This is a genomic window from Chamaesiphon polymorphus CCALA 037, assembly GCF_003003845.1.
In the GTDB taxonomy this organism is placed as follows: Bacteria; Cyanobacteriota; Cyanobacteriia; order Cyanobacteriales; family Chamaesiphonaceae; genus Chamaesiphon; species Chamaesiphon polymorphus.
The window spans coordinates 1-8,696 of sequence record NZ_PVWO01000229.1; the positions used below are offsets into that span (position 1 = coordinate 1).

Here is an 8,696-nt window from a genome sequence, read left to right on the forward strand (position 1 = left end):
GAGATGTGTATAAGAGACAGCCCATGGACATCTATTGCACTCGCCCCCAATGCGAACAACCGCTGAACTCGTTTTCCGATCTAGACGATAGCAATCTTTTGAAAACCGTCCACCAGCGTCATTGTGCCAACTGTGGGATGCCGCTGATTTTAGATGGCCGCTATTTGCCCAACAAATTGCTGCAACAGGGTGGATTTGGGATGGCCTTTTTGGGTTGCGATCGCCGCACGCCGGGACTCAGACGGTGTGTCATCAAACAATTGCAGATTAACCCCAGTTTTAATACCGAGCAACTCGAAACAGCAACCAGGCTCTTTCATCGCGAAGCTGAAGTGCTCGAAAAATTGGGCGAACATCCGCGCATTCCACGCTTGTTTGCCTTTTTAGAACTCACTGCTGCCGCATCGCCGCCTTACAACCAACAAAAGTTTTTTTATTTAGTTCAAGAATATATTGACGGGCGCAATTTACAACAAGAATTGCGCGAAAAAGGGAAATTTACCGAGACAGAAGTTATTTTTGTCTTGCGGGAAGTTGCCAAAATCTTAGAATTTATTCACTTTCAAGGCTCGATCCATCGCGATATCAAACCATCGAATATCATGCGCGATGCTCAAGGCCAAATTTATGCGATCGACTTTGGCGCAGTCAAGCAAGTAGTCGCAGAAACGGCAAAGGGAGCGGGGGTCGCCCGCAATATCACTTGTGTATTTACACCAGAATACGCACCGTGGGAACAACGTCAGGGCAGTGCGATTTATCCTTCCTCAGATTTATATGCCTTGGCGGTCACTTGTTTGAATTTACTCACGGGTAAACCGCCGCAAGAATTACTCGATGCCGATACTAACGATTGGATATGGCGATCGCCATATCTTGCTGTTAGCGATGGTTTGGCAGATGTGCTCGACAAAATGCTGCGGAGCAATCCTACCGAGCGATATCAGTCAGCGAGAGACGTCTTAGATGCTCTCGACGATATTTATGGGATTCCAGTCGTGAGTATTGCGGCTACGAGCATTCCGCCCGAGAGTAGTGCGCCAGTTCCGCAGACACTGCTCTTGGGCACCTTCGAGCCTGAAGAACCGCTCCTGGTAGGACATGTAGCCGCACATAATGGTATGAATGGTGCGCATGGCATGAATGGCTCGAATGGCGCGATCGAGATAACACAGCCGCCCCCAAATCTGCCGCTGCGGCTAGAGGAAGCACCGATGCAAATTTATACTCCACCTCCTGTAGTGGAAGAAAAATCTGCGCCTCAGCCAAAGAAAAAACCGCTACCGCTCGTCAAAATTGGAGTGGTGGCACTGCTGGGTATCGGCGCGATCGCGCTCATTTCTAAGTTGCTACCGCCGTCGGGAGGCTCGAACTTCAGTGAGTCACTCGCCCAGCGCAGCAGTACGGGCGATCGAATTTTACTCAGCGTCGAAGGCCCTCGCGATACCGATCGATTTAAAAATCTCAAACGGATGGGAATTGAGGCGATCGCCAATAAAAAATATGGCGAAGCTGTCACCAATTTCCAAGCCGCCTTAGTCGAAAATCCCAACTCGCCCGAAACCCGAATTTACTTAAATAATGCCCTAATTGGCGATAAAAAAAGTTATACGATCGCCGTATCGGCACCGATTTCGCGATCGCTCGATCGCGCTTCGGAAATGCTCAGAGGCTTTGCCCAGGCGCAGTCAGAGCTAAATCAAGCTGGCGGTGTCAACGATCCCAAAATCAAACTGCGCGTTGTTGACGATAGCGACGATCCCAAAACGATCGAAAACCTAGCTGCGGATATTGCCAAGCAGCCAGAAGTCCTGGGAATCGTCGGACACAACCGCAACGATGTCACGGTCAAAGCTGCTAATATTTACAATCGCGAGAAGTTAGCTTTTATCGCACCGATTAGTACGGCTAACGACCTCACCAGTGCCGAGAAACCCTACGTATTTAGAACCAATGGCAAAGCCGACACGATCGTCCAAAAATTAGTCGATCGGTTAGTCGATACCGATCGCAAGCGCAAAGTAGCGATTTTTTCGGTGCCAACGATTACCTATAATGATGAGTTCAAAAATCAATTTATCAATAAATTAACCGCTAAAGGCGGGCAAATTGTCGGAACTTTCCAATTTTCGACTGTATCCTCTACTGTATCTCCAAGTCCGGCGGCTACACCGACCGCGACCGCTACTTTTGATGCCGAAGCCTATCTGCAACAAGCCAAAGCCGCAGGTGCCGAAGCGATCCTCCTACTCCCAGTCGGACGGTCTAGTCGCGAGGCTCTGAGACTCCTAAAAATTAAAGCGGCGAAGTATCCCGAACTCGTCGTCATCAGCGATACCGCTTTATATAGTGTCAATACACTCAGAGCTGGTAAAGCAGCCGAGGGGTTGATGATGGCCGTACCTTGGCAAGAATCCGAAAGTACGCCGCAGTTTTCGACAGGCGCAGAACAACTGTGGAACGATCGAGTCAATTGGGCGACAGCCACCTCCTACAATGCGGTTAAAGCGGTGGGAACGGCAATTAAAGCCGACAATTCACCCTCTAGAGACAGCGTGATGACCGCTCTGACTAAAAACGAATTTATGGGTGCATCGGGACGCGCCCAGTTTACCAAAGGCGAACCACCCGATCGCTATGTCTTAGTCAAAGTTGCCCCCACGCCACCTAATTATAAATATTCATCTAGAACTGGGTATGACTTTGTGCCGATCGAATAAACCTCCGATAGAATCAAGCTAATTATCTGACGTGTCATGTCTAATCAATTTTTGCCGATCGTTGAAAGTATTGCCACTGGCACGCCCCAGCATACCGTTTATCAAACGGATGCCGCTAAATTCGTGTCCGAACTCTATGGTGTGGGACAACATCAAGAGCGGATCGAAAAAATTTACAAAAATACGCGAATCGAGACTAGACATCTAGCACTCGACTTGCTGACGGATGAGGTGGTAGATTTCTGCCGCCAACCGGGTAATATCAAGCAGCGGATGGATTTGTACGCCGAACATGCGATACCTCTAGCCACCAAAGTCGCTAGCAAAGCACTCGCGATCGCCACAGCCCGCAATCGGCAAGAACGACCGACTGACACGACTAAAATTGAAGACGAAATCGGACTGATTGTTTTTGTCACCAGCACGGGTTTCCTCGCTCCAGGCGTCGATACCAAAGTCATCGAACATTTAGGCTTGCGCCGCAATATCGCCCGGATTCCGGTCAATTTCATGGGGTGTGCGGCAGCAATTACCGGATTGCGTGTTGCCTGCGATTATCTCCGCGCTTATCCCCACAGCAAAGCTCTGATGGTTTGTCTCGAATTGAGTTCGGTTAATTCCAGCTTTGGAGACAATCTCAACGATATTATCATTCATAGCATTTTCGGCGATGGTTGTGCGGCAGTAGTTTTAGGGGCACGCGATGAAGCTAATATCGCCGCCGCAAATCGGCTGGTAATTAGGGACAACTTCAGTTATCTGGTTGAAGATACCGCCGATGGCATCGTTCTAGACGTCCAGGATAACGGGATTACTTGCCAATTGTCTCCCCAATTACCTGGCTATATCGAAGCTGGTGTCGATCCGATTATTACCAACTTTCTGAGCGAGCATCAGCTCGCCAAAGCAGACATCGATCTGTGGGTGGTACATCCCGGCGGTACCCGCATTATCGAAAAAGTCCAACGTTCGCTCGGACTCCGCGACGAGCAAGTCGATGATAGCTGGGAAATCCTCCGCGAGTATGGCAATGTGTTGAGCTGCGCCGTATTATTTACGATCGAACGAATGCTAATTAGGCTCGATTCTAGTAACAATTTCGATCCGCTCGAACCACTCACTGGATTAGCCTTCTCCTTCTCCCCCGGAGTTGGCATCGAAGGCATCTTATTTGAAAAATATTAAATTAATTGAGAATTGAGAATTGAGAATTGGATTTTTAGGATGGGGGCTTACGGGATGCAATCGCGAACGATACTTTTTTGAAATGTTGCACTAAACAGACCCAAACTCTATGTTAAATCGTATTTTTCATCATATTTAACTTTTAAAAAATTATGTCTCCCGAAAAACAAATTGACTTACTGCCCCTAACAGATGCTCCACCATTAATGGAGAGAGAATTACCGCCCCATCCGCCTATAGGACAACCCAGCAATCGACAGTTACCCCCGCATCCACCTTCTGGGCAACCGTCGCCTGTAGGCTCAACCGCTCCTACCCAACAGCCACAACCGCCACAAACCGGAAATAGACAACCCTTACCAGAACGCGAAGCACCGCCTCATCCTGCCGATGGAACGCCATTACCAAATGTCTGGATTTATGACGGTTATGCTTACGATCTGACCGAATTTATTCTCAAACATCCCGGCGGCCAATTTTTTATCGGACGCACCAAAAATCGCGATATCACTACGATCGTCAATATCTTTCATCCCAACCCCGAAAAAGTCAAAAGACGGATTCAAAAATACGCACTCGATCGCGAAGCCAGACCCGAAGATATCCATCCTAAATATAACGCACCACCATTCTTATTTAAAGAAGATTTTAACGGTTGGACGGATACCCCGAACTATAGCTTCGACAACAAAGAGCAACTACTCTATAAAATTAAGGCCAGAATTAATAAGTCAGATTTCAAGCAGCAAATCGCCCACCAAGATTCGATCTTCGACGCGATCGGCATTCTGTTAGTCTGTGCTTATTTCGCAACTCAATGGGCATTCTTAGACGCGAACTCACAATTACCAGCCTATCTATTTATTCCCGCGATCGTCATCCTCAGAATCGCGCTATCTGGCGTCGGGCATTACCTAATCCATCGCCCGCAAGTCGGCATCAATAAAGTACTCGCAAACATTTTCGATATTAACTACGTACCGCTCGCTTTAGTAGTTACCGACGGTCATACGCTCTTACACCACCCTTATACCCAGAGCGAAGTCGATATCAAAAAAAGCGTCTTCACCGCGATCTTAGAACTGCCCCGTTATTATCGAATTCCCATACATAGTTTTCATAAAATCGGGCACCTGGTAGCCGGAATGTTTTTGCGGATCGCCGATTTATTTTTACTGACATTCAAGATTGGTGCCAAAGATCTCTACGGTTCCTGGCAATATGGCGTTCCGCACTTTTTGGGTAGCTTAGGAATTCATTTATTACTCCTAGCCGAACTAGTTTTATTTATGCTACATGGTGCATTTGGCGTCTGGCTGATTCAATTTATTATCACCCTCTGGATCAGCACCTTTATGATTGTCGCCAGCCACGATTTCGAGCACAGAGCCGCAGATGATGAAGCCGAAATCGAGATCGATTGGAGTAAGAAAGACTGGGCGGTAGAACAAATTCGTAATGCCTACGATCTGACGATGATCGGTAATAAATATCTCGATTGTTTCCTCTCTGCTGGCTTAAGTCCCCACCGCGTGCATCACGTATTGCCCCAACAACGCAGCGGTTTTGCCAATATTCTCAGCGAAAATATCGTTCGTGAGGAAGCCGAAAAATTTGGCATTACATGGGTAGAGCCAAAAAATTTCTTCATCGAACGCCTACCGCGTCTATTTAATAATTATTTAGCCGTGCCTTCTCGTTTAGCCAAAGAAAACAAGTTTGGCATCATTAAAGAACACCTCCATCCTCAAGCATTATCTAAAACCCTAGAATACGCCTTCAAAGGATGGACGGGTGTCGGATCTATTTAATTTAATTAAGAGTAGATTGGTGGGCAATGCCCACCCTCCTGCTTTTACTTCTACTGTCGCAACACATCAAAACACTTCACAATTCATTAACCGAAGCTTCGATTGCGTGCTAGTCGTTCTCCTCATTTTATGGATCGGTATCGACTACTTTAGATGGATTGGCATTGATTTTAGTGGCAATTTGCTCGACCGCATCTGAAGTCGCTGCTGAGAGTAATTTAAACTCCTGGTTGGAGCTGCCACTTGCCGTACTAAAACCACGAATCGAGAGCGCACTATCACCACGATTGGAAGTGCCAACGCCTTTAGCTGTGAATAAAATTTCGCCAGTTTTAGTATCGATCGCTCTCATGCTGATTTTGACATTAGCAGTTAATTTACTACTACCAGAACCAATACCGCCAAAAATTGGCACACTAAAACCTTGAGCTTCTCTGTCAAGATTGAACTCTGTCACAGAACCAAGCAGAATTGTTTGAACGCCCAAAATTCGACCGATCTTAGCCGCACTGCTGCTATCGACTCTACCAGTTTTACCAAAATTTTGCTCTTGAAGTACTTGGTCGATTCTAGTGCGCTCGATTACCGAGAAATTACCGCCATCTACCAACTTATCGACGAGCAGATCGTTGACAGCTTTGACATTAGTTTTTAACCAAGGTAACCACTCGACACTACCGATCGAGCTATATTCAAAATCAAGTACCGCAATTCTCGGTCTTTTCGATTTCCTACTCAGACTGAGGCTAACTAAGCTAGGATTGACTCGCTCGATTTGTGTCGCTTTTTCGCTAGCATTTACTGGGCTAATGTTGGCAAATTTAGAACTAACAAATAGAGTAGAAGTAATAACTAAAGAAGCGGAAACAATCTTGAAAATAAACAAATTACTTGGCATATTTAATTTAAAGTAAATATCTGTAAATACTCCACTATGTTATGCTTCAAGATTTGGATCGTCAATAGCAAAATTTCAGTATTTATGCTAAATAAATTTGAGCTAAAAATACTTGACACCTAACACTATGCCATGTGAAAAACTCACAAAATGTAGAGTGGGCATTGCTTAGAGTGTTGACTTTGTTAGTTTTGGGCGATTTTTCTAAATATATTCGGTATCGGCTAAAATCCGATCGGCTACTACCCGTTGCCATTGCTTTGCCTCCGCGACAAATTCACCCGCAGCCTTTAAAGCATCTTTAGTAGCTTCATAACCATTCTCAGCCCCAACTACCTCCGCTGGTAGCAAAAAATAATCTGAATAATCAAAGTACCTGACGCCGCCATCAACTCGATCGAAAACCGCTGCCATTAAAGCCTTGTCCGCATTTTCGGCAGTAGGTTGAGCTAGCCATCGATTTGCTAGCTCGATGAAACCACGTTCGCCTTCATCTCGCTCCACTGGCGGTAAACGTTGGGAGACATAGTAAACTGTCTGAGCGACAATTGACTGTTTAAATCGCAGTTGCTGTCCTTCATTCATGCGATCGAACAGCACTTTTACTAAATCTTCATTCTCCACGATTTTTGAATTAATGGCTAAGTTGATAGCAGATATAGTAACTGTCAAGGTGCTTAGGACATATCCCCGACTTCTCAAAGAAGTCGGGGATATGATGCCAAGATAGTAAAATGGATGGTAGTAACTACCCACCAATTCAAATCGAGCCAAAGCAAGAGTAATTTATCTTAATTAACCTGCAATACTTGCATTGCAGTTTTAATCAACTTAAAGTAGTAAGGCTTAGTAATATCGATCGATTTAATTTCCTGCGTTCCAATTAACTCCGCCACCTTTTGACCCTTATTAATTACCAAAGCTTGACCTTGAGCATTAACGATCGTCAGTCGCTCTTTGTCGGGAGACATGCTGCAATTATAATCTCGCTCTTGATAATTGAATTGATAAGTTTCAGCCGCAACTGGTAAGCGCACGCTAATGACTTCTAATTCGATCGAGCGCGAATCTTTCCAGTTATTTTCCTTAAGTTTATAAGCAATATCTAAATAACGGGGCAATGGAAAATAATCGCCAAATCGCCACGCGATCGCTTTAATGCCCTTGGGGAACTCTGGCGTATCGACGGTAAACTTCAGATGTCCTTTACCGACGATCTTTTGCTCGATGACGCGGACATTTGGCGTCCAAAACACCGGATCGGGATTTTCCATCCCACAAGGATGAATCGCATCGATCTGTTCGTACAGTGACATGTTAATGGCTGCGAGATCGGCCTGGGCATCGATTTTGACTAAATGCTTGAGATGTTCGATCTCTAGGCATTTGTGGGCAAATTCACTCAATCTCTGTTGAAATTTTTCTAGGTTTTCGGCTGGCATCGAAAATCCACCTGCGGCTCGATGTCCGCCATATTTACCCAGCAGATCGTGACAGTATTCTAGAGCGTTAAACACATTAAATTCTGGAATGCTGCGCGCCGAACCGCGAATGTGCGGATGAAATCGCGCTGAGGTTTCCTCAGCGTGCGTTTCACCAAGCGGATGCTCGTCCTCATTCGTCCCGATAAAGACGGGAACGCCATAGCGTTCTACCAAGCGCGAGGCGACGATGCCAATGACGCCATGATGCCAGCCAGTATGGACGATAACAAGGACGCGATTTTGTTTAATATTATATTTGCCCGTTGCAATTAGATCGATCGCTTCTTGTTCGATCTGCGCGCACATATCTTGACGTTGTTTGTTGACTTGTTCGCATTGAATTGCCCTGGCTAAGGCAACGCCCATATCTTCAGTAGTCAGCAAATTAATAATAATCTGCGGATCGTCAATTCTCCCGATCGCATTAATTCGAGGCCCCAATCTAAACCCGATATCTTCTGGCTTCATCGCGTTATTGCCAGCCTTAACAGCACTAGCAATCTTACCCCCTCCCCTTTCCAAGGGGAGGGCTGGGGTGGGGTAAAGATCTCCACTTTTACTCAAAGATTTTGTGGGCTGAAGATGTGGGGTGACTCCC

Annotated in this window: 6 protein-coding genes; 3 read left to right on the top strand and 3 right to left on the bottom strand. The window is 46.1% G+C overall.

Features of this window, described 5'->3' with window-relative positions; translation table 11 throughout:
- The 3 genes from C7B77_RS16890 to C7B77_RS16900 form a co-directional block, all read left to right on the top strand.
- A partial coding sequence (locus C7B77_RS16890) for a bifunctional serine/threonine-protein kinase/ABC transporter substrate-binding protein (protein WP_219892180.1) occupies window positions 1-2,720 on the top strand: 2,720 nt, incomplete at its 5' end.
- Between the two features lie 36 nt (window positions 2,721-2,756).
- Complete coding sequence (locus tag C7B77_RS16895; RefSeq protein WP_106307255.1) at window positions 2,757-3,905, top strand: type III polyketide synthase; 1,149 nt, start codon at window positions 2,757-2,759, stop codon at window positions 3,903-3,905.
- Window positions 3,906-4,057: 152 nt separating this feature from the next.
- Window positions 4,058-5,716 carry a cytochrome b5-like heme/steroid binding domain-containing protein gene (locus C7B77_RS16900; RefSeq protein WP_106307259.1) on the top strand — a complete coding sequence of 553 codons (1,659 nt, stop codon included), beginning with the start codon at window positions 4,058-4,060 and terminating at the stop codon, window positions 5,714-5,716.
- A gap of 127 nt (window positions 5,717-5,843) precedes the next feature.
- On the opposite strand, the gene C7B77_RS16905 is transcribed toward C7B77_RS16900, so the two are convergent.
- The 3 genes from C7B77_RS16905 to C7B77_RS16915 all read right to left on the bottom strand — a co-directional run.
- The gene (locus C7B77_RS16905) at window positions 5,844-6,614 is read right to left on the bottom strand and encodes a CsgG/HfaB family protein (RefSeq protein WP_106307262.1); all 771 of its coding nucleotides are present in this window, start codon (window positions 6,612-6,614) and stop codon (window positions 5,844-5,846) included.
- A 204-nt stretch (window positions 6,615-6,818) separates the two neighbouring features.
- Entirely contained in the window at window positions 6,819-7,238 is a 420-nt protein-coding gene (locus C7B77_RS16910) for a hypothetical protein (protein ID WP_146138370.1), read from the bottom strand.
- A 167-nt stretch (window positions 7,239-7,405) separates the two neighbouring features.
- Window positions 7,406-8,696: single-stranded-DNA-specific exonuclease RecJ (locus tag C7B77_RS16915; protein WP_245894242.1), on the bottom strand; the 1,291-nt coding region annotated here is incomplete at its 5' end.